The 22527-nt window shown below is 62.1% G+C and carries 15 protein-coding genes; 7 read left to right on the plus strand and 8 right to left on the minus strand.

Annotated elements, in window-relative coordinates; all coding sequences use genetic code 11:
- Nucleotides 1-22: 22 nt before the first annotated feature.
- A complete protein-coding gene (locus PLL20_10320; protein HPD30381.1) occupies nucleotides 23-2305 on the minus strand; it encodes a glycosyltransferase in 2283 nt (760 codons plus the stop codon).
- A 300-nt stretch (nucleotides 2306-2605) separates the two neighbouring features.
- Between PLL20_10320 and PLL20_10325 the strand changes: the two genes are divergently transcribed.
- Entirely contained in the window at nucleotides 2606-2824 is a 219-nt protein-coding gene (locus PLL20_10325) for a hypothetical protein (protein HPD30382.1), read from the plus strand.
- Nucleotides 2825-3160: 336 nt separating this feature from the next.
- Here PLL20_10325 and PLL20_10330 read toward each other — a convergent pair whose 3' ends face one another.
- The 3 genes from PLL20_10330 to PLL20_10340 form a co-directional block, all read right to left on the minus strand.
- Nucleotides 3161-3358: a ferredoxin gene (locus PLL20_10330; GenBank protein HPD30383.1), complete on the minus strand. Its 198-nt coding sequence runs from the start codon at nucleotides 3356-3358 to the stop codon at nucleotides 3161-3163.
- A gap of 373 nt (nucleotides 3359-3731) precedes the next feature.
- Complete coding sequence (locus PLL20_10335; GenBank protein HPD30384.1) at nucleotides 3732-5684, minus strand: cytochrome b N-terminal domain-containing protein; 1953 nt, start codon at nucleotides 5682-5684, stop codon at nucleotides 3732-3734.
- Nucleotides 5685-5848: 164 nt separating this feature from the next.
- On the minus strand, nucleotides 5849-6364 hold the full coding sequence (locus PLL20_10340; GenBank protein HPD30385.1) for a Rieske 2Fe-2S domain-containing protein: 516 nt from the start codon (nucleotides 6362-6364) through the stop codon (nucleotides 5849-5851).
- Nucleotides 6365-7207: 843 nt separating this feature from the next.
- Between PLL20_10340 and PLL20_10345 the strand changes: the two genes are divergently transcribed.
- Complete coding sequence (locus PLL20_10345) at nucleotides 7208-7804, plus strand: hypothetical protein (protein HPD30386.1); 597 nt, start codon at nucleotides 7208-7210, stop codon at nucleotides 7802-7804.
- 31 nt (nucleotides 7805-7835) lie between these two features.
- Here PLL20_10345 and PLL20_10350 read toward each other — a convergent pair whose 3' ends face one another.
- Both PLL20_10350 and PLL20_10355 read right to left on the minus strand, forming a co-directional pair.
- On the minus strand, nucleotides 7836-10091 hold the full coding sequence (locus PLL20_10350) for a tetratricopeptide repeat protein (GenBank protein HPD30387.1): 2256 nt from the start codon (nucleotides 10089-10091) through the stop codon (nucleotides 7836-7838).
- Between the two features lie 100 nt (nucleotides 10092-10191).
- A complete protein-coding gene (locus PLL20_10355) occupies nucleotides 10192-14340 on the minus strand; it encodes an SUMF1/EgtB/PvdO family nonheme iron enzyme (GenBank protein HPD30388.1) in 4149 nt (1382 codons plus the stop codon).
- An 821-nt stretch (nucleotides 14341-15161) separates the two neighbouring features.
- Between PLL20_10355 and PLL20_10360 the strand changes: the two genes are divergently transcribed.
- From PLL20_10360 to PLL20_10380, 5 genes are all read left to right on the plus strand, one after another.
- On the plus strand, nucleotides 15162-15818 hold the full coding sequence (locus PLL20_10360) for a hypothetical protein (GenBank protein ID HPD30389.1): 657 nt from the start codon (nucleotides 15162-15164) through the stop codon (nucleotides 15816-15818).
- Between the two features lie 348 nt (nucleotides 15819-16166).
- A complete protein-coding gene (gene fliM, locus PLL20_10365; protein HPD30390.1) occupies nucleotides 16167-17171 on the plus strand; it encodes a flagellar motor switch protein FliM in 1005 nt (334 codons plus the stop codon).
- A gap of 222 nt (nucleotides 17172-17393) precedes the next feature.
- Nucleotides 17394-18419: a uroporphyrinogen decarboxylase family protein gene (locus tag PLL20_10370; protein ID HPD30391.1), complete on the plus strand. Its 1026-nt coding sequence runs from the start codon at nucleotides 17394-17396 to the stop codon at nucleotides 18417-18419.
- Between the two features lie 351 nt (nucleotides 18420-18770).
- Complete coding sequence (locus PLL20_10375; protein HPD30392.1) at nucleotides 18771-19976, plus strand: 2-oxo acid dehydrogenase subunit E2; 1206 nt, start codon at nucleotides 18771-18773, stop codon at nucleotides 19974-19976.
- A gap of 260 nt (nucleotides 19977-20236) precedes the next feature.
- On the plus strand, nucleotides 20237-21154 hold the full coding sequence (locus tag PLL20_10380) for a hypothetical protein (GenBank protein ID HPD30393.1): 918 nt from the start codon (nucleotides 20237-20239) through the stop codon (nucleotides 21152-21154).
- Here the strand turns inward: PLL20_10380 and PLL20_10385 are convergent, their stop codons facing one another.
- Nucleotides 21155-21763, minus strand: coding sequence for a methyltransferase domain-containing protein (locus PLL20_10385; GenBank protein HPD30394.1), 609 nt, complete (start codon nucleotides 21761-21763; stop codon nucleotides 21155-21157).
- 208 nt (nucleotides 21764-21971) lie between these two features.
- Entirely contained in the window at nucleotides 21972-22250 is a 279-nt protein-coding gene (locus PLL20_10390) for a hypothetical protein (protein ID HPD30395.1), read from the minus strand.
- Between the last annotated feature and the right edge of the window lie 277 nt (nucleotides 22251-22527).

Here is a 22527-nt window from a genome sequence, read left to right on the forward strand (position 1 = left end):
AAGCAGCACCGACGGGTCTTGTTCAGGTACTCCCTTGTCGAACTGAAGCCTGCTGCTGCAAGGCGTCTCGAATGTATTCGATCACTGTGCGTATGACGCGACCGTAGCTGAACTCCTGCAGCACGCGCTCCCGGAACTCCGCCAGGAGTTCGCGGCGCAGATCGGGCTTGTCCAGGAGTTCCTGGGCCACCGAAGCCATTTCCTGAGGGTCGCGGAACGTAACCATATCGAGTCGGGGGAAACTGGCGGCTGTTGCGGGCAGGGGCTCGCCTGCCTTTCGCCGCCGCCGGGCTTCCTCCAGATCAAGGCCGCCGAAGTCGGTTGCGATGTAACGGGTGAGCACAAGGCAGCCGCCGGCGATGGCCTCCAGCGATCGCTGATGTCGGAAGCCTGCCGGCATGGTCTGAATGGCAAAGGTCGCACAGCGGTAGGCCCTGCGAAGCGGTTCGCCGTGCTCGATGGGCCCAACGGCAAAAGGCGCGAGCTCGCGGACGTGCTGCCAGCCGTTACCATACAACCTGAACACCCGGCCGGTGTCCCGTGCCCATCGCGCGACCCACTGCAGCGTCCGGACGCGAAAACCGATGTCGAACGTGCGGTTCGCGTAGAAGGTGAAAAGCCGCTCGGCATCCTCCGGCCGGAGGTGCTTCCCGCGATCGCCGGCCAACCGTCGAACAAGCTCCGTAGGATCGGTGTTCGAGTAGTGTTCCCTCAAGTGTTCGCCCCGTTCCAGGACGCGGTCGACGAACGCATCTATGTCGTCCAGGATCGGATGCAGCTCGCGGGGCTGCTCGGCCCGCCAGTGCGTTCGCAACGCTTCGATCGTCTGGTTAAGGTGCCCCACGTACATCACGTCGCAGGCCAGTCGCTTCGCCTCCTCATCGCTAACCGGTTCCTCGCTGAACATCGCATCCGCCACGGGAATGGGAGCGGTGAAGAATCGATCGGCCGGGTACCCGAATTCCCTGGTGCAGCGGTTGCGGTAATAGCCAAAGGTGAAGTCGAGCGGACCGAGCGCCTCGCCGGCGCGGCGGCACATCAAATTGGGCAGTGGATCCTGAATCCAACAGGCGAACGGCACGTTGTTGATGAAGGCGTTCGGCTGCTCGTGGCGATGATGATCGATCATCAGCACCAGGTCGGGCTGAAACTCGATGAACGTCTCCATGTACGCGTGCGGACCGAGTATGAGATGGTCCTGAGCTTCGATCAGCAGTCGCGTCCGGATGCCCGCCCCCTCGAGCGCGCTGACCGTATCGCGCATCGAATACTTCAAGAATGTTGTAAACCGTGACGTGACGCACAGAACGCGGAGCGGGTCTTGTGGCCCGGCGGCAGCGTATCGTCGGGCCCACCAGGCGGCGTCGCGGTCGGCGTAAATCTCTTCGGCACGCCGGCGCAATTCGATCAGGTGGTCGATGCGATGCCGGTTGACCTCGGCCAGCCGTTCTTGTCCCGGCGTGGGTTTTTGTCCGGGCCACCGGACCGTCGCCTGGCAGGTTGACGGAAGTGGTAGAGTCGTGTCGGCGATCATCATGTTCCGCCAGGTTTCCCATGCGTCCGGTCCGCCCAGAATATACACCCGCGGATCGGCGAGTTCCGCCGACCAGTCGTGTAGTCGCAGCACCAAAGCCAAGGCTTTCAGGTTGGTTTCGACGATGTAGAGGGTGCTGCTGTAGTCCAGGAAGGTTCTGGCCGTCATGGCATAGAGCCCGGACAGCCACCAACCCATGCCGACTCCGTCGATCAGCAGGGGCGGTCCGCATTTACCCTTGAAAGCATCGGTCTTGGCGATGTGTTCCACGGCATTGCGGAAGTCCAGGGCTGCCGGAATCCACATCCTCGTGCCGTCCGAGCGCGATCCACGGACCAGCAGATTGCCGTCGTTGGCCTGGTGCAGCGTCAGATCCTTCTCCATCGCAGGCCACACGTTCGCAAGGGCGTCGGCGAGCATGGCTTGGTTCTGCCCCCTGGATCGAAGTGCGGCCAGGTTTGCGGCAAAGCGATTGTGCGTCTTGGCCCATGGGACGATCTCGTTAGGCACCTTGGCTAGTTGTTCGGCGGCGTCGAGCAGTTGGCCGGCCTCGGGGCCCGATCGTGGGCAAGCGCGGCCGATCTCCACCGCGATGCTTAAGAGCCCCTTGCCCGCCAGGGCCTTCATGGCCAGCCCGCGCATCGGCCAATCATCGGGCACCTGTGCGAGGTACATCTCCACCGTCGAGATGAACGGATAGAGGTCGGCCTCCTGGGCCATCGCCAAGAAATTCGCGCGCAGATCACCCGCCGCAGTGCCAAGAGTGGACATTACACCGGTTATCGACCGATTGAGGCTTGCAATAACACCAGGCGCCCGAAATGACGATTCGCCGTCACAGGCAGGCACGCGTTTTGTGCCGGTGAACCGTTTACCGGCATGGCGGATCTGGATACATGTCCCGGCGATGTTTTCTTCGGAACAAAACGGTGCCTCGTGTGTCTTATTATCTGGGGAAGCATTGTCCCGTCCGGGCTGCGGGGCGCGATGCTATGCCGAGCACAGATGAGGCTGCGACGGGAGGTCGGTGAAAGACCCGTTGCGGCCGCACTCTGACATACGGGGGTGGCCATGATTTGCCAGGAGCGTCCTCCGAAGATCGTTCTTGCGATCTGGATGGCGGTTATCATCATCGTCATGGCTGCCGCCTGGATCGTTATCGGCGCTCGCAGCGGTTTCATGGCCGGTTTGCTCTGGGCCGCAGTGATCTGGGTGATGCTTGGTGGAGTGGAAGTCACCTATTTCATCTTGCACCACCGCAGCAGAGACACGGCTCCACCGCCGACGTGATCAGGAACGCTGTCCGGGCCCCGCTCTTGTCTGAGTTCAAGGTACTCCGATCAGGAATACCGAGACGGTGCCGAAGTATCCGAGTGCGGCAGCGGCCGACCGGCAGGGGCCGTGAGTCACATGTGGAGCTTGCCGTTCAAGGCTCTGCCCCTTCCCGACCAGCGTACCATTGGGCACATCGGGTTTTCGCGGTGAAATCGCCGGAGGTGGGTGCAATGGGCGGTGAGACCATCGAGCGCAATGAGAACCGGAAGCAGCAGCGTGTTTTTGCTGCTTCCGGTCGTTATTCCGAGAACGCTCCTGCTAAACCGCCCGCGAACCGGACGGACGCAGGCATCACTCGTACTTGATTGCGCTGGTTGGGCAAGCTTCAGCGGCCGAGACGATGCCATCGCTGTTCGCCTGGATGTCTGCCCCGGCCTTCACGACGGCCGCATCCTTGCCCATCTCAAACACGTCCGGACAGGCGTCAACGCACGCCTCGCACGAGATGCATTCGCTCGCGTCAATCGAAACCTTATTGACTTCCGCCATAATCGTAGGTTCTCCTTTCGTTGGGCGGTCCTGCCGCCACATGTCCGATTGCGTTGACCGCGATCCGTGCCGTTCCTGGCCTTGCTCGGAGGCACGTCGCCGGCTCATTTGTTACTTGTCCCCGAAAACCGGCCGCCTGTCAACCGATGAAGGATTATACGTGTACTCCTGATCATTGCGGAACCGCCGGTCGGTCTGGGGCTTGATTGTCAGTCGTTTACCGATTGCTTTCGGCTCATGCGCACCGGTAATGAGGCGAACTGTCGGCACGCAAGCCGAGGGGGGCCTGGCGGATGTTACCGGCGGGTTGTGTGCCGGCGCCCCTCGAAGCCGCCGAAAAGGGCCGTTGGGCCTCCTCTCCATGTGATTCTGTTCAGATATTGAACGCCGAGGCCGGAAATGAAACGATGTACTTGATGTGGAACATCCAGCGAAGAAGCATTTTGATCGGCAGCAAACCCATGGTGGTCAGAAGAAGCATCAGGGCAAGGAACCGAGGCTTGCCCATCTGTAGGGCCAGCTTTCTCATCCACGTTCGCTTGAGGATGAGCGGAACACCGAGGAAGTACGCGGCCAGGGCGATCAGCCCCGGCAGTTCCCGGAGGAGCGACGCGGCGGTTCCCGTCGACTCCGGCGAAGGCAGCGATCGTCCCAGAGCATGCGTCCAGAACAGATCCGAGAAGTTGACGCAGGTCGCAACGGCGGTTTGCTGAGGGTCCCACGGTTCAAACGGGCCGAAAAAACTCCAGTTGGGGCCTCGCAGGAACGTGCCGATGACGATCGGAAGCAGCCACAGAATGAGGAAGCCGAACAGGAAGACGGAGACGGCGAAAGGACGCTCGCGGAGCGTGTAATAACCGTTGCCTCGCCTGTTGACGTCCAGATAAGGCAAGGCGCAAAGGCCGACGATCGTCAGGGTAGGGATCAGGAAGCCGGCGAGCCAGGGGTCGAAATAGACCAGCAGTTCCTGCAAGCCCACGAAGTACCACGGGGCTTTGGATGGGTTCGGGACATCGGCGGGGTTCGCCGCGGCCTCTAGCGGCGCCCGCAACAGAATGGACCACACAATCAAGCCCGCGGCCGCGATCAGGAATATGACCAGCTCCACGCGCAGCACGTCGGGCCAAACCATCACCCGCAGGCGGTCTTCGGCTTCGCAGGGCGGCAATCCCCGGCCTAGCCGCTGATCGTTGATCGCCATGCGTCGAGCGGCAAGCCAAAGGAAGCCGATGGTAGCACAAACCATAAGGGAAATTGCGACATTGTCGGGCTGAAGAATGATCCATGAGAACTGTGGGTCGGCACACGCCGTCGCCCAGCCGGCCAGGAAGAGAAAGCCGAGAATCGCGGCGAAGACCGGCCGGCTCCACCACCGGTAGGCCGCGAGCCCGATGACCAGGACCGCGATTGCGATGGGCAGCAGCCTCTCGGGTCGGCAATACCAGTTGACCAATCCCTTGATGCCGCTCCATGATCCGAAGACGGCCGTGAGTAGCAACGCCGTCAAAGCTGCCAAAGCAAGGACAAGGGCTGTTCGATTGGAGCGACGGCGTGCCTGCGACGGAGTGTACAGTTCGTCAGGCCCGCTGATACCCCCATCCTTGCGGATTCGCCAGAAGTGCAGCGAGATGAAGATTGCCGAGATCACCGGCAGCACGGCGCAGTGCAGCACGTAAAAGCGGAGCAGGGCGGGTGGTCCGACGTCGCGGCCGCCAAGAAGAAGCGATTTGGGGTCCCAGCCCGCCGGCAGCCGGCCGGACCAGGGACCGTCGCTCCCGATCACAGGGGCGGCCGAGACCATGTTGGTCCCTACCGTGACCGCCCATAAAGCCAACTGATCCCACGGCAGCAGATAGCCGGTGAACGACAACAGCATGGTCAGCACGAGCAGCACAACGCCGATGCACCAGTTGAACTCACGGGGGGGTTTGTAGCTGCCCGTCAGAAACACTCGCAGCATGTGCAGCCAGGCGGCTATCACGATGGCGTGAGCGCCCCAGCGATGAATCTCCCGCACCAGACCGAAAGAAACAGTCGCTCGCAGGGCCTGCATGTCCGCGTAGGCGTGCTCGGCAGCCGGTCGGTAATAGAACATCAGCGCGATGCCGGTGATGGTCTCGATGACGAAGAGAACAAACGTCAGCCAGCCCATCGCCCAGGTGAACCAGAACCGCAGCGAGTACCGCCGCATGTCCACCGGATGGATGTGCAGGAAAAGGTTGCTGACCACGACCAGGGCCCGGCCTTGGCGATCGCGGGGCAAGCCGTGACGAACTACGGATTTCCAGATCTGCGATGAGCGAATACGGTCGCTGATGCCTGCCATGGGGGTTGTCTGTGCCTTTTGCGGCCTATGGCCGAACTCGATCACAGCCTCCGCTGCCGCTGGCGAGAACATGTAGACAATCTGTCTGGCCGAGCATTCTCAACTCATCATTCGGTATTCGCAATCGTCGAGTGCCGGACAAAGCATTTTGAGGCCGCACGCGGCTAAGCGGAGATGAAGCTGTCCGGATGGTCCCATTCACCTCGTTCTTTCCTGAACCGCCGATTGCTGTCGATGATGACGTGGTCGTCTTGAACCCGGATAGCCAGGCGCTCCAACGGGCGTGGCGCAGGACCGTCGAGGTTGGTCCCGTCCAGGTCGAAGCTGCTGCCGTGACAGGGGCAGCGAAAGCGGCCGTCGTTGCTCACCCACGCCACGCGGCAACCCAAGTGCGTACAGGCTGCGCGGATGGCGACAATCCTCTTTGCCATCCGGACGATCCAGATTGCCTTGTCACTTACCGCGTCGCTGATCTGACCTGACGGAAGAGCGGCGTAGCGATCCAATGGACCGGCATCGACCTCGTTCTCTTGCCGACTTGCCGGGCTAGGCCGCAGGAACCGGGCGGTCGCCCACGTTCCTGCTCCCAGGCTTGCACCGAGGGCGAGCCAGCCGATTCCGCCGGCCGAGAGGATCCGGCGTCGCGGTACCTGGGGGTCATTCGACATGTCGTTTGCCATTTCCTTGTCTGCCCGCCGCCCTTGTACTTCCGCACCCGGAGGCATGTTACCAGGAGATGTCGGTGCTGTCGTCGGTGGTTCCAGGAATGAACGGCAGGCGTGGATCGCGGTGCGGTTCAGGGATGCCCGAGTGCGTCCGATAAGACGGGTGTCAGCGGAGTATCAGATAGGGGACGCTTCATCGTCACAAGCAAGCCAAGCAAGCTTCGAATCATGGGCCATGATCGGACTCGTAGTACCGCAGGTCAGAGTCTGATCTTCAAGAGAGATAGGCTGGCCGGGGGTTGAACGACTGTTTTCAGTAGACTCTTTCTGCTTAAGATGCTTCAAGATATGAACTTGTGTTTATTGAGGTGCTGGCGTGGCGGCAGACCCCCGGCTTGGACGGATTCGACGCGGAGCTAGAGTATTCGTACCGGATCAAGCTTGGCGACCGACGCCTGGCGATCCGCAGACGACTGTTTGGGGAATAATTCAACCGATGTCAGATTGATATTTTTTGCCTCGTGCATGAAAAACCGGTGCTTTTTCGCTTGCATACAGCCAGTCGTCAGGGTATGATTATGCGAAGGAGGCTGGAGTGCAACACCCTATCTCAAGGAGGAGTCGGCAGAGGCTCCCGCAGTGGTGTGCACGTACCGGCTGAGAGGGAAGAGCGAAAGAGCGAGGGTCAGGATAGCGTAGTTGAGCATTTCGACCTTCCGGAATCTTACGCTCGGGTTGCAATGTGCATATCGCTCACGGAATGACGAACCGCGCGGTTCGGTTCCGCGAGGCAGCAGCATGACGGGACAGCGATCGAGTCCCGTTATGTCGGGTCGTTTTTCTGAGGAGGAGACAAGTATGAAGAAAGCAATGGTATTTGTGCTGTTGGCGATGGCTGCGCCGGCCTTGGCGGGCAACCTGAATCTGGCCGACGCGAAAGCGTGGGGAGCGCCGTGGGGTCAGGCGGCCACCGTGTCGGATCAGGGAAACGGCGTGTTCAACCTGAGCATCGGCTATGGTAGCGCTGGTGTCTTCTGGCGTCTGCCCGCTTTCCCGAGCGAGATCGTCCGGATCACGGGCACGTGGACAGGCGACTGTGGCGGCGCCGGCTGGGCCGAGGTGATGATGTTTACCTCGACCGAAGGCATGAGCGATGCCGAGATCGCCAATCGGATCGATACTGGCAATGCCGCGGACATTGTTGCCAAGCACGATTCTTGGGGCCTGAATGGCGGTCCGGCTTGGCCATGGCAGGCCATTGAGGCTGCGCCGATGACACCTCCGGGTGGCAAATATGAGATTCACGCCACCTGTGCAGAGGTTGTCGTGGCCCTGAAGGTCGGCCAAGTGGGCCAGCCTGGCACATGGGCTACCTACGATCTCACCTTCATTCCTGAGCCTGCCGCAGCGTTGCTGCTCGGGCTGCCGCTGATGCTGCTGCGTCGTCGTCGCTAATCAGGCGCGACCGAGCTGAATTGTCAGCGATTCAGGCAAGAAACGGAGGCCGCCGGATTTGAAATATCCGGCGGCCTCTTTTGTGCGCATCGCACGCATTCTTCGCGGAATGCACTTGCGGACCGTCGCCCGCTTGTGTCGGCGGTATGGCATGGGGCCGGCCGGAACGAAGACTCGATGCGGGCTGCGTGCTCTGGGCGGCTTCCAGGCCTGCCTTGGCCTTCTGGTTGTGGGGGTCTACCTGTAAGGCCGTTTGGTATGCTTTGGCGGCCAATTCACTCTGACCCTTGCGAAGGTACAGATCTCCCAGTCGGCAATGGGCATCAGCGTGCTTCGGGGCCAATGCCACGACTTTGCGAAACGCGCTTATTGCCTGATCGGATTGGTCCAAGCCCATGTAGGCGTAAGCCAAGGCGTAGTAGGCTTGAAGCTCATTGGGTCGAAGGGCTGCGGCTTTCTCAAAATGGGGGAGGGCGTCGTTCAAGCGATTCTCCCTGGCCAGGCGCTGGCCCCACGAATAGTGGGTCTGGGCCAGGCGATCCGTGACTTCCGGGCTGTCGGGCCGATAACGGCTGACCTCGGCCAGACGGGCCAGGGCCTTATCGAATTGACCGGCGTACAGGTGCGCCGTTGCGAGGTTGAAGAGGATTTCAGGGGAGTGTGGTTGGCTCTGAAGTGCTGCCTCGAAGTGCCGACTTGCCTCGTCCCATTGTCCTGCCATCCCGCATGCCATGCCCAGGCCGTTGTGGGCCTCGGCCGATTCGGGTTTGATGGCCAACGCCCGAGTGAATTGCGACATTGCCTCAGTGGTGTCGTTTTGCCGGCTCAGAGCCTCGCCGTACGTGATGCGAACCTTGTAGTTGTCCGGATCGAGCTCGACGGCTTGCCGAGCGTGCCGCACAGCGTCCTCGATCCGGTTCTGATCGATCAGGTGGGACGCGAGCGCCTGGTGAGCCCATGCCGTTTTCGGGGCGATGCTCAGGATGTGTTCGCAGTACGTACCGGGATCCTGCCACTTGAGCTGATATCGGTCTGCGGCGACGGCATAGCAGGCCGCCGCCCCAAGCGGAACAACGACGACGGCAGAGCGGCACAGCCTCCTTGCGACGCCTGCCTGGGCGATGTTCCACAACCGGCTTAGCAGCCAGGTGAGGATGAGAAGGAAGCCCACTGCCGGGAGATAGGCGTATTTGTCGGCCGCCACCCCCATGGCGTACCCCACGTTCAGCAGAGTAGGAGCCAGGGCGACGAGGAAGAACAGCCAACCCGCCATGAGTGCCCGCGTCCAACGCAAGGATATCACAAGGCCGCCGGCGAGAAGGACGGTCGAGACGGCCCCGAGAAAAACGGACCGGTTTGACAAGTCGATGGGCTCGGGAAACGGGTATACCGAACACAGATTCGCCGGCCATATCATCTTGAGAGGATAGAACAGCACGTTGTGGCAGACAATCAGCAGGTTTTGCTCAAAGGAGATGCCCTGCATCGCGGTCAGATCCACGTGTCTTTGGGAGATGACTGTGATGATGGCGGAAGCAACGGCAATCGCAAAGAATGGCAGCTTCTCGATGAGCCTGCGCCAATCCAATCGACCAAGTGGCCAGTAATCGAGCAGCAACAGCAGGATCGGCAGGGGCGTGACCGTGGGCTTGGACAGCAGGGCGAGAAGAAACATCACCAGGCTGGCGGCATAGATCCCGCGGCTGCCCGAACGTGCGTATCGGACGTAGAGGACCATGCTGATCAGGGCGAAGAAGGTGGCCAACGGCGTCTTTCGTTCGCCCAGCCACGTGACGACCTCGACGGTCATCGGATGCAGGCCAAACAGCAGGCCCGCCAGCACCGCGGGCACCGGCCGGTGAAACAGCAAGTAGAGCAGGATGATCACCAGGACGGTGTTGGCGACGTGCAGCACCAGGCTCGTGCGGTGGTAGGGCATCAAATGGTCCGGCCGGCCGCCCATGGCCGAGTCGAGCATCAGCGAGATCATGGCCAGCGGCTGATAGTAACCCTCGACCATCGCCGGTCTGGTCACCTCCGCCAGGAACAGGCCCGCGTGGCGCCAACTGGGGTTTTGCACGCGGTAGTTCTGGACGACATAGTCGCCGTCGTTCATTGAAAGCGCTTGGGCCGTCAACGCCCTCCTATGGGCGAAGAAGACGATGATTGTGACCGCGACGAGCATCACCGCCGGCAGCACCCGAGACGTGGTGACTGCCTCGGTTGTATCCGGGCGATCCGACCCGGTGCCGCCCTCGTCTCCAGGCGGTTTGGGCGCTGATCGCACAGTGCGTTTCTGTTGACTGCGGCTCATGTCCAATAAGGTAACCGGGAACTTCGAGGCTGCCTACACCCGTGTGTTCAAGGCGGATGGCGGCCGTGGGGTTTCAGTCGGCGCAGTGCGGATCCGGCAGCGTGTCCGGGCCGCTCAGGCATCGCTGGAGGAGCCCGAAATCAGCCTGGTCCACGTCCAGATCTTCATCGAGCCTGGCATCACTGCAGGCGGGGTTGTATTGGGGTATTCCGTTTCCGGTGAGACAGGCTAGAAGCGCTGCCACGTCATCCTGATCGACATCGCAGTCGTTGTCGAGGTCGCCGGGCAGTCGGGCGGGCACTTCAAACTCGTACGCGCCCATGTCCACCACGCATCCTTGTATGCGAGGACGGGCTTCAAGATCAACCGGGACGGGTTCAGAGGCGTCGCCGTCGTGGTCCAGATCAGCCTTGTCCGGCGGCAGGGCGAGAGTGTCTCCACCATTGATACAGGGCGAGCCCGCCTGTGGGTGGAAGCCGTATATCTGGTAGCTCTCGGCGCCCGTGATCCAGGATGCTCCAAGTTCAATCGTGTTCCGCTCAGCTAGAACGGTGACGGTGTTGGCGGTGTTGGCGACGATCAGCATCTGAAGCGGCTGCGTCGTGTCGGGGTTAACCAGTTTCCCGACCCATTGGTTCGGCGTCCATGTGGCGTTTGCGTCCGTAAAGGTGATTTCGAACGTGTCCGGATCGTACGTTCCGGGAGCCGTCCAAATTCCGGATGTTCCACCCATGAACAGCGGATCGGCGTCGATGTTGCCGTTCTGCCAGCTTAACGTGCTACCGCTTTCGACGTAGGCCCCGGCCTGCCCGTTGTGGATATCGCTGTACGAGACGGTCAGACTCCCACCGGCGAAGACGGCGATTTCGGGGCCTCGTGCAGCAGTGTTGTCCCATAGGATGCAGTTGACTGTCGTCGCGCTGCTCTGGTTGCAGGCCAGCGCGCCCCCGTCGCCGCCGGCCATATTGGCCGATACGGTGCAGTTTGTGAACACGGGATTGGCAAGGTAACCCTGTATCCCCCCGCCGTTGGCGGGAGCGAAATTGCCGCTGACGAGGCAATTGGTGACGGCGGGGGCATTGGTGCTGCAGTAGAGACCGCCGCCGGAGGTTACGCACGTGTTTCCGCTGACGATGCAGTTGGCGATGACTGGGCTGTTGTAATAGCAGTACATTCCGCCGCCGAAGTAAGAGTGGTTTCCCACCAGCGAGCATCCGGAGATGACGGCCTCGCTCCTGTTACAGTAAATGCCGCCGCCCGTGTTGCCGTGATTCCCGCTGATGTTGCAGTTGGTAATGATCGGGTTGCTTTGGTAGCAGCGGATGCCCCCGCCGCTGACCGCGCGGTTGCCGCGAAAATCGCAACCATCGATGATTGCATGACTGGCGTTGCAGCAACTGATCCCGCCTCCGCTGCCGTAGTCCGCGATGTTTCCGTAGAAGCGGCAGTCAACGATCGTCGGGCTTGCCGCGTCACAGGCGATGCCGCCTCCGAAGCCCGCGGTGCAGTTGCGGATCACGCAGCCTTTAATCGTCGGGCTGCTGCCGACACACAGGATGGCGCCCCCGTCCTGGCCGGCGGCCAGGACGGAACCGTTGATCATGGTGATTCCGTCGACGATGGACGAGGCACCTTCGCCGGAATGGAAGCGAAACGCTCGCCCGGCCCCTTCGCAGTCGATGATCGTTTGAGCGGGGCCGTTCTGGCTGCGTACGGTGATCGCTTTGCCGCCGAAATCGAGGTCGCGATTGCCCGGGCCGGTGTAGACCCCGTCGCAGATGCTGATCACATCGCCGGGAACGGCGGCGTCGATGGCGGCCTGTATGGTCGAGAAGTCGCCTCCGCCGCCCTGGCAGACGGTGATCGTGAGGCTGGCCGATGCCGGTCCGATCTCGTACACGTATGCCGAGCCCGAATGTGTTCCTGAATCGCTGTCATACGGCGAGCCGACGATGGCGAAGTCTCCGTTCACGCAAACCGCCTGTCCAAATTGGTCGCCTGCGGCGGCGTCCGAGGCGATGATCTTGGTCTTCCGTATCCAAGCCGACGCGCGCCGATGGAACACGCAGGCTGCACCGGCGTTGTTCCCGCCTTCGTCGTCGTACAGTGTCCCGACGACGATGGAATCGCCGCTGATCGAGACACTATGGCCGAACATGGCACCGGTCTCGGCATTCGCCGCGGAGAGCTTCTCGGCCTGGGCCCATTGTGTTCCCTGTCGCTCGAATACGTATGCCGAACCCGAATCGTTCCCGCCGTCGTCGGTCCACGGGGCCCCGACGATGGCGTGGTCACCGCTGATCGATACGGATAGCCCGAAACCGGCGAAGGCCTGAGGATCAGCCGCCACGAGCTTGGCCTGCTGTGTCCAGTTGTCGCCGTCATGAAAGAAGACGTAGGCGGATCCGGAGCCCGTCACCGTATCGTCGTCGCCGTACGCGCCGATGACGGCGTGGTTGCCGCAAATACTCACTGCCCAGCCGAAGCTGTCGCCGGCGGCGCCGTCGTCGGGCTTCAGCTTGGCTTGCTGAGTCCACGTATCCCCATTTCGCAGGAAGACGTAAGCTGATCCGGACGCGCTGCCGTTGTCGTCGTCGCCGTACGCGCCGACCAGTGCGAAATCGCCGGCTATGGCGACCGAACTGCCGAACTTGTCGCCGGCGGCGGCGTCCGAGGCGACGAGTTTCGCCTGCTCTGTCCAACTTGCGTCAGTTCTCGTGAAGATGTACGCGGCCCCGGAATCCGCACCTGCGTCGTCTTTGTCGGGGGCCCCGACAATGATGTAGTCGCCGCTGATCGCCACGCAACGGCCGAACTTGTCGTCCGCGCCGGCGTCGGAGGCGTAAAGCTTGGCCTGGTGGACCCATTTGAGCCCTTCGCGGCGGAGAACGTAGGCCGACCCGGAGTTGGAGCCGTAGTCGTCGTCGAAATGGGCGCCGACGACGGCGCAGTCGCCGCAAATCGCGACCGTACGCCCGAATTCGTCATGGGCGGCCGGGGTACCGGCGAAGACCTTGACCTCAAGGGGGCTGCCCACTTGCACGAGTCTCATGCCGAAGGTGATGTCGGCCCAGGTGATCAGTGCATTGACATAGACGGACGAAGCGGCCTGTTTTTCGGCACTGCTCACCCACGACCCGCCGTAGATGGCACAGTGCCGGGGGCCCGGACCGTAATCCTGGCTGAATTCCCACACGTTGCCGGCCATGCCGTAGAAGCCATAGCGGTTGGCGGTGGCATTTGTCGCGAACGTGCCGCCATGATCCGTGCCGTCATAGAAATCAACGGGAACGGGGCCGTTGTCCCAGGGGTCGCCGCTGTCATAAAAGTTCGCGTCAGCGCCGGTGTTGACCTCGCGGCCGAAGCCGTACATCCAGTGTCCGGGCGCAGCCTGCCACCCGCCGGAGTTGGTTCGGAAGGTACCGGGGGCGTTGGGATCCCAGGCGGCGGCCTTGAGCCATTCGTTGAAATCCTTGGGATCGGGCCGGCTGATCGGGGCCAGCAGGCCCGTATCATCCATGAACAAGCGGTAGCCCCGATAACGGCGGACCAGTTCCGTTCGCTCCGCGTCGTTGGGGTTTCGCCCTGCGGTATAAGGGTCGTCGTGCAGGGGCTCCTTGCCCCACCAGTCGATTGTGTTGATTGTGATGGGGTGCCAGTTTCCGATATGCGGACCTTCGGTGTAGCAGCAGTGCTCTTGGCCGAGGCCCTGGTCGATTGTCAGCCAGTTGCAGAACTTCATGGCCCCCATCCAGGATATGTGCCGGACAGGATGCTTGGCCTTGCTGCCGAATCCGTCGGAGATCACGCTGTAGCGCCGGCCGACGGGCATCAACGGGTCGTAACGGATGTCGGATGTGAAGACGTCGTTGTGCGACAAGAAAATCGGTTCATTGGCCGACATGTTGCCGTCGAGATAGACGCTCCCGTGGGGACCAAAGAACATGTTCGTGGATCGGCGGGTGCGCGGGGCTCGCTGAGCGTCACGTTCGGCGTCGTTGAGGAAGTCACAAAACTGCTGATTGGTGATCTCGAACCTGCCCATCCGGTAGGTGTACTGAGGGCCGCCGGGCTGCCCCCCGCCGGTGACCGCGATCATGTAGTCGCCCATCGTGGCGCCGGTTCCCTGGACGTCAGGATTGAAGATGCTTTGGGCGCAGACAGTCCCCATACGGGGAGAGAGGCTGTTTGCCAGCATCAATAATGCGAGTGTGTAGCGCATCCTTCCCCTTCTCGCAGCTTGGCTCTTGATTATACCCGGCGGATCGACTCGTGGGGCATCACCCCCGCTGGCCCGATCGAACGAGGGCACGCGATGCATCCAACGAGGGACTCTGAGCGCGTCGCGGACGGCATGCCCGGGCCTGCAGGTCCGCGGAAAAGAGGGGTGCTTCCAGGCCTGGGGGATCGGGCCGACACCCGGGCCGCGGGTCCGCGGAAAAGAGGGTGCCTGGGAGCAGGCTGATGGTGGTACCCATTCGGACTCCATATCACCATGGGCAGACGGCGCGCTATTCGAGAGATCGTTCGGGGCGGTTCGGGCAGGTTCTTGGGCCCGGTTCTCCGCCGGACGTGGCGGTGCCGTCTTCGTAAACCTTTTCTGATAAGTAACTTGTGGTTCTTGGGCAGGTGAGGCTCGGGTGGGTGCGCTGACAGATCCAACCGAATCATTGCCGTCCGTCTCAGTGCTACAGCCTGAATTGGCGATTCTGGCTTGCGGATCGTCGGCTGGCAGGGTATGCTACTGTTTGGGTCCGGAGCGAATCTCAGACATCAGCCGAGCCAATGGCAGCCGGTTTGGTGATTCTGGTCTTGTCCGGATCCGGATGAGAGGAAGAGCGGAGGAACATGGGTCGGGAAAAGCTGGGGGGTGGACTGAACGCCAGAGTCGGGCGCTCCCACCGGGTCCAATTCTTTCGCACCAAGAATCTTGAGTATCTCAGGCACGGTAAGCGAGGGGATCGCTTCAGAGGCAGCGTGTGCCACTGGGGGGACAGATCCTGCCTTGTGTTGCCGGGCAGTAATTAGAGGAGGAAACGAGTGATGAGGAAGGTACTGATGGGTCTGGTGGTCGTGTCAGCGATTACCGCGTCGGCGAGTGCCGCGAATCTGCTGACCAACGGCAGCTTCGAGGATGGCATGAATGGTTGGACGAAGGCCACTTTCTACTGGGCCGGGTGGGGCACTGGGGCTCCCGCAATCAACTCGATTACGGGGCTGGGGACGTTCGGGGGCTTTGGTGGTCCGCAGGACGGTTCTCGCTATGCCGGGTTCGATATCAGCGGGCATGCGAACTACCACGTGGGTGCCTACCAGACCTTCGCCACCGAGGTGGGCCAGACCTATGACGTGACCGGTTGGTTCGCCGGCGGTCGAGAGGCAGCCAATGACAGCATGTGGTGGGAGATCAAGGTATCTCCAGGTATGACGTCTGATCCGGACGCCGCGGGCACTCTCATTGCCAAGCGCGAGGTCGGCCCCAACGATCCATGGTTCTCTTTCACCGAAGACTTCGCCGGCCAGTTTGTCGCAACGGACAGCATGACGACCGTCTTTCTGAAGGTGGGCCGCGTCCAAAGCGCTGACTGGAAGATATCTGCGGCTGTTTTTGACAACCTGAAGGTGGAACTGGTTCCCGAGCCTGCTGCGGCCTTGTTGCTGCTGGCCGGTCTGCCGTTGCTGCGTCGTCGTCGTGCATAACTGACGTCGGCCGATCTGATCGGCAGTTTGTATGACCATGAAAGACCGTCGTGTTGCGAAACACGGCGGTCTTTTCTTTTCCTTGTTCCGCGCTGTGGCCGGGCGCGGTTTACCCTTGGAGACGGCGAGGCAGCCTGACGGAGTGTCACGGACGGCTGGGCGGGCGCCAGGAGGCCTCGTGCGAGAGTGTGACGCCTGGAACGTCGCGTCGCCGAGGTGTTACCCTGCCTGTGTATGAGAGCGGTCTTGTTATCGGACGTCGAGTTTCTCAAGTCACCTCCCTTGGCTGTCCGATAAACCGGCATGAGGTGCGCATGAAGAGCGCGCCGAGGGGAGCTATCGCCTCACATGGCGGATGTACTGGATCAAGCAGAAGTTGATGCACTGCTTTCGGCGGTCTCGACGGGCGCGCCCGAGAGTGGCGAGTCGCAGGTGTTCAGCCGTGCGCGGGCCAAGCCGCAAGAGGTCCGCACCTACGACTTCAAACGCCCCGAGCGGGTCAGCAAGGACCAGATGCGCTCGCTGGAGGCGATCCACGAAGGGTTTGCCCGCAACTTCGGGGCGTCCCTGTCGGCTTTCCTGCGGACGATTGTCGAAGCCCGCGTCGCAACCATCGAACAGCTCACTTACAGCGAGTTCATTCATTCGCTGCCCAACCCCACCTGCTTCAACCTGCTGAACTGTTCGCCGCTGGAAGGGCAAATCTGCCTCGAAATCAGTCCCCTCATCATCTACCCGATCATCGACCGTCTTCTTGGCGGATCAAACGCCGAGCTGTTCATTCCGCAGCGGGCCTTGACGCTGATCGAGTGGAGGCTTGTGGAGCGGATCACCAATCGTGCCGTGTCCACGCTGACCGAGGTATGGTCCGGCCTGGTGGACGTGAAGTTTGAGCTGGCTGAGACGGAATCGAACCCGCACCTTGTTCAGATCGTGGCTCCGAACGAGGTGGTTGTGGTTATCGGGCTGGAGCTGAAAATGGGCAACAGGGCCGGCACGATGACTTTGTGCCTGCCGTTCAACGTCATTGAGCCGGTGATGACCAAGCTGGCCACCCAGAGCTGGTTGGCTTATCAACGCAAGGCACCCAGCCAGGAGCAGCAACAGCGGCTCGCGACCAACCTCAAGCGAGCCGAAGTCGAGGTTCGTGCTTTCCTGGCTGAGACGATTATCACCATGGACGACTTGCTTCACCTGCAGCCGGGTGACATCATCCGAACGGCCAAACCGGCCAATGCCGAGCTGACTCTCCAAGTGAGGGATCGCAGCAAGTTTGCCGGACGAATCTACCAGAACAAGGGGATGCGCGTCTTTCGTATCACGCGGCCAATCGAAGGCGAAGAGCCGCTCTGAGTCCCGTCGCAGATTCCTGAAGAGTGGGCAACCGGCCTTGATGGTGGCCGGCGTTTTGGGCAACAGGCAACGTCCAGCCTTCGAGTCAGCGGTGTTCCCTGGGGTCATGCGATCTTGCCGGAGACCCCGGTTGCGCATTGGTCATTTCGCAAGCCTCTTGAAATGTGGTAAGTCGGCCGGCAATCAGTTATCGTGCCCGTCTTCCGGTGAGGGCTCGGCCTTATGACGGGACAAGATCGGGTGATCAGCGTGCTGAAGGGTGGGCGTGTGGACCGGCCCCCGCTGTTGCCGATCCTGCACTCCGGACTTGCCGGCTTGCTTGGTGTTCGGCTGGGTGACTACTTCACCGACGCCGCGACCATGGCTCGCGTGGCCGTCGAAGGATGCCGCCGTTTCGGCTTTGACGGCGTTCAGCTTTCGTTGGGAGTGACCGGCGAGGCCGAATCGTTGGGCGCCAAGGTGGATCAGCCTGCAGACGGCGCACCCGTGCTTCGGCAGCATCTCCTGGCGGACGTCTCGAATCTGAGCAGCCTCAAGCGGGGCGATGCTGCATGCCGAGGACGGATGCCTTTGTTTCTCGACGCACTCAGGCGCGTCAGGAGCCAGGCCGGTTCATCGCTGTTCTGCCTGGCCACGCTCAGAGGTCCGCTCAACATCACTGCTCAGCTTCGCGGAGTCGAGGATACTCTCGTCGACATGATCGAGAGCCCCGACCAGATCTCGCGGATTCTCGATTTCGCCGTGGATGTCGCAATCACAGCCTCGGAGGCCGCCCTCACGGCGTCGGCCGACGGCGTGGTTTTCGGCGAGGCCACTTGCTCGCCCAATTTCATTTCGCCCGAGCTCTACAGGCGTCTGATTCTGCCGCGACACAAGCGACTTGTGCGTTCCCTGCGGTCCATGGGCTGGAAGGTTGTCGGGTTTCACGTGTGCGGCAACATCCTGCCGATTCTCGAAGACCTTATCTCAACGGGCGCGGACCTGATCGATGTTGATTACCAGGTTCCGGCCGACCAAGCCGTTGAGCGGGCGGCTGGTCGTGTCACATTGCGAGGCAATCTGGATCCGAGTTCGGTATTCCGATTCGGTGACTCGGTTAAGGTCAGAGCGCAGACGCGCGAGTTATGCCGGGTCGTGTCGGGCGCCCGGTGGATTCTCAGCAGCGGTTGCGACATCCCGCCCGGCACGCCCGCCGAGAATCTGCAGGCCTTTGCCGAGGCCGCTCGCGACACCTGCACGGGTCCGTAACAGGTTCGGTGGGGGAGAGATACGCTTTTCTCTGCGGGCTTTTCAGCTCGGCCACCGTTTCAGAACCGCAACGGTGAGGGAGCGGCCCATTGCGGTGTGGCGGCTCGGTGATCCGGCCTGTCCTTGATCCACTTGCGGGAACCAGTCAGGGGCCTCTCGTTTGCGCCCGGGGTTCTGAACGAGCTGTTCAGAATGTCGCAGACTGGCTCGAGAGGGTCGAGTTGCCGGTTGCTGACGCGGTCCCAGTCCGCAGATACAATGGCCGGTGCCGGTCCGAGACTGGTCGATGGTCGCCGTGAGCTGCGGTCATTTCTCGCGGTCGGTGGTCGGATTGTTGCGGGAGTCAGATCTGTGAGCGGTTTTGTTCAGTCGGTTTTGGCAGTGCGCATGCCTCAGATCAACGTTAATGACGAAGAGGTGACTCTGATCGGCTGGCACGTCGTCGACGGTCAGGAAGTCGGCGCAGACCAGCCGTTGTGTGAGGTTGAAACGAGCAAGGCCGTCGGTGACGTGCCGTCCCCGGCGTCAGGCGTAGTGAGGCTGGCTGCTGAGGTCGGCGATGTCATCCCGATTGGCCAGGTGTTTGCCTACGTGGGGCCATCCATAGAGGCTATCGACGCTTTCATCGCCGCACGGGGCGATGCTTCCACACCATCGGTCGCGAGGCGGGCGGCTGAATCATCGCGTGTCGGCGGGGTTGACGCGACGGTCGGGGCGATTGAACTGGCCCGCAGGTACGGGCTTGATCTGGCTGCGGTTTCCGCCTCCGGGCGGATTCGCCGATCGGATGTCGAGCGATTCATTGCCGAGAAAGGGTTGGCCGCACCGGTCGGCCGAGCGGCAACTACCCGGGATGTCGTCAATCTGCCGCCGTCGCTCAAGGACAAGGTCGTCGATCAGGGGGCGTTGCCGGACCATCTTCGATCGATTGGCGAGCACCTGGCCCAGACCCAATCGCACCTGGTTGTGGCACACGTGGTGATGGACGCGTGTGCGCGGGGAGTGGCCGACTGGATCGACTCGCGGCGCAAGGCCGGTGTGATGACCGGTCCGATCCCGATCCTTCTGTACGCTGCCGCCGCTGCAATCGCCGTCGAGCCCAGGCTTCGGCAGTTCCGTCTTGGCGGACGCGCGTATTCGTATCGTGACATCGATATTGCATTTGCCGCCCGAAGCGGGGATGGCCGGTTGTTCACGCCCGTGGTGCGCGGGGTCGATCGTCTTGGTCTCGATGATCTAGCGAGAGAGTGTGCCCGCCTGTGCATGGCCGTTTTTCGAGGGAATCTTGCGGTCGCGGAAATGTCCGGGGCCTGCATGACGGTTTCGGTGCTCAGCGAGCATCCGGTTCGCTTTCATGTCGGTCTGCAGAACGTCTGGCAATCCGCAATCCTGACGGCGGGGGCGATACACGATGAGGTTCGCATGGATGACGGCCGACCCATCTGTGTGCCGGTGATGACTCTCACGCTCTCGTATGATCACGGATTGATGGATGGATGGGAGGCCGCGGGGGCTCTCAACGAGGCCAAGTCGTGCATCGAGGCGATAGGCCCCTGATGTTTCTGCCGCTGCCGGCATGTTGTTCAGGCCGCATGGCATATGGCTGACGATGTTTCGCGATCATCTCTGAAACCCCGGCCGGTCCGCGCCGAAGACGCAGTCTCGCTTCACAGGCTGCTGGTGGCTGAGTTGCCCGATATCCCGGCCGACTTCCGCGGTGGCTTGCCAGGTGGAACTGGCAGTATCGTGACAACCCTTTCCGTCGGGACCGGCCGGCGGGATGGGTTCTGGCGGACGGCGAGCAGGTGGTGGGGCACTTGGGCGCGGTATATGTACCCGTGGGGGCACGGGGACGGTTCGTCATTGGCGCGATCGGGGCGGATTACGTTGTGTCGCAGGATGCGCTGAAGGCCGGCGGTACGTTCGTCGGCCTTCAGCTTGCCCAGGCGTTTTTCGACGGCACCAGCGGCTGCCTGCGGATGGCGACAACGGCCAACGAGAAGACCGGTGCGGTTTTCGGCCGGTTCGGCTGCCGCCCGGCGGAGTGGACTCGGGAGTTTTTCCGCGCGCCGACAGGACTGGTGCAACAAATACGCACGTGCCGGGGCGGAGCGAATCGTATCGTGCGACGGCTCATGATGGGGCCGCTGGGCCTTGTCGGGAGGAGTGTGCTCGCCGCGGCATACGGTCTGTGCGGGCATCGACCGGCTTTGCCGATCGCGCCCGGTTGTCGACTGGACATCGGCATGGCTCCGCTCATTCTGGAGGCTGCCTCGCTGCACGGGCGGACCGCGCCGGTTGGCTTCGGTATCGCACGCAGCCGGGAGTACCTCGATTGGCGGTATGTGCGGCATCCTGAGTCGGCGAACATCCGTGCGTTGCTGGTTCGACGCCCTGAGGGCGAGGTAATCGGGGCCGCAGTGGTTTTTCTCGACCGGCAGGATGGACGGCGTATCGCCTATCTTGAGGAGCTGACCGTCGCGACCGGCGACGAAGCGGCAATGCACACTCTGGTATGCGCCGCCCTCAGGCTGGCAGGCGATCACAAAAGCCATTATCTCGTCTGCACCGCCGGGCGTTCGGATCTTCGCGGGCGGTTTTGGGAATACGGGTTTGAATCCCGGGCCCGATCCGCTCCGGCGCTGGTCATCGGCGGCCTGGAACAACAGGCGGGATCCGCGTCGGACGATTCTTTGATAGCTGCGGCCGTCTTTCACCACGGCGACATGTTCTGATTACTTCCGCCCGGCGGCGACGAAGTAATAGCCGCCGAGATGTGCCTCAACCCTCAAGTTGGTGAGTAGCTCGGCCAGCTTCGTCTCATATGGCCGTCCGGTCTCCACGTGGTTGAGCCACAGCCAGCCTCGGGCAAGCCTTCTCAGCGGTCCCCAGCGATCGAAACGGCCGAAGTCCAGCACCACCATTCGCCCACCGGGGCTGAGGTGTCCACATGCCCGCTCCAAAGCGGACTGCCAGTCGGGGATCATCGACAGACTGTAGGCAAAGAGCACCGCATCGAATCGTTCGTTCAGGGCTAGCCGCTCGGCATCGGCGCCAACCACCGTGAGGTTCACATACCCGCGCGACGCGACGCGCCTGGCCGCACGGCCGAGCATGTGCTGGGAGAAATCCACACCCACCAGCCGCCCCCGGGCTGGATCGAGACGTTTGACGATGTGCTCGAAGTTCAGGCCGGTCCCGCAACCGATCTCGAGCACGCGGCTGTCCCGTTGGATTTCGAGCAAGTCAATTGCCCGTTGACGACCGTACAGGAACATCCACCGGGTCAGGTCATAGACCCCGGCCTGGTAGCGATAGAAACGTTGGACGGGATGTGTGGGCACCGACGGCCTCCGGGGTCTTATCGCGCTGTCTGATCCCGTCGCAGTATAACCTCACGCTGACACGCACGGGCGCCAGAGTCAACTTGCTCAGGCAGCTCTTTCAGAACCGCGAGCGTGCTTGCCAGGCCAAAGCCCGGCGAAGGCGGGAGGGAGCAGCCGCCCTGCGATGGGTGGCCCGAGTCTGGTGGACCTGGGATTGTCCAACCCCCTATTGGCCGACCGCAATCTCCAGCGGGTGGCCGGTCGAGGCGGGGAAGGTCACGTGAGTTGGGTCCGTGGAGTTTGGGGCCGTCAGGGTCAGGTGGTACGTTCCGGGTTGGGCTGAGATGGTCAGCGACGGGGTGGCCAGGATCGTCTGGCCGGCGGGGAGCGGTTCTCTGGTCGCGCCGCCGATGCCGGCCGTGGTTGTGAACCGGCGGGCCGAATCGTGTGCCTCAATCGCAGGCTCGGTCGTCGGGATGGCGATGGGGCCGTTGATCGTCGGCAAGTCTGCGTCCTTCCGGCCAAGGATGTGGGGGGGCGGGGAGGTTGGGCGAGGTGTTCGGGGTGGATCGGATGACGCCGCGGACAGCCGGCCCCCGCCGCCTGGCTGCTCGCCCGGGTTGGGCGAGGCGTTCGGGGTGGATCGCATGACGGGGAACCGGCCACAGTTTTCCTTAAGTGTTTAATCGATAACGACTTAAGATCTCGGTTGGGTTTGTTTGGCGCGGGGGGGCGGTCGGCGGTCGGTGTCCGGCTTTTGGCGCGCGAGGGTCGCTTCGGGA

The sequence above is a fragment of the Phycisphaerae bacterium genome (genome assembly GCA_035384605.1).
Lineage (GTDB): Bacteria > Planctomycetota > Phycisphaerae > UBA1845 > PWPN01 > JAUCQB01.